This window comes from Candidatus Symbiothrix dinenymphae (assembly GCF_001431085.1).
In genome coordinates, this window is record NZ_BBRU01000274.1 from 1 (window position 1) to 554 (window position 554).

1 protein-coding gene is annotated in these 554 nt (G+C 43.9%); it reads right to left on the reverse strand.

The window, feature by feature from the left end:
• Window positions 1-542, reverse strand: a 542-nt coding sequence (locus ASC50_RS03535) for an AAA family ATPase (protein WP_158648367.1), incomplete at its 3' end; no start/stop codon positions are given.
• Window positions 543-554: the final 12 nt, after the last annotated feature.

Genomic DNA, 554 nt, shown 5'->3' on the forward strand with positions numbered 1-554 from the left:
GCGGCTTTCATCACCTGATAGAAATCGTGAAGAATGGCACGATTTTTGTCAGCCTTTTCCAAATCGTTCAAATGGTCGATGATGGGTTTATCATATTCATCAACTAAAATGACTACTTGCTGCTTTTGGGATTGATGCAGTTTGTGAATTAATTCTCTAAACCGGTAGGCTACATCTTCCGCTTCGAGCACGATTTCATACGCTTGCGCGACTTCCTTCAAAGACGCCTTTAACGAACGAACCAAAGCCTCCGGCGTGTCAAATGCCATCCCCCCAAAATCAATCCGAATCACAGGATGCGACACCGTCCAATCCCAATTATTCTCAATCCACAACCCCTTAAACAAGGCTTTGTTACCTTTAAAGATTTCTTCCATCGTGCTCACCAGCAACGACTTACCAAACCGGCGCGGGCGCGACAAAAAGAACGGCTTGCCGGATGTTATCAAGCGATGAATCACTTGGGTCTTATCGACATACAAATAGCCTTTGCTGCGTAAATCCGCAAACGACTGTATTCCAATAGGTAATTCCTGTAACATAATGTTTTTTTT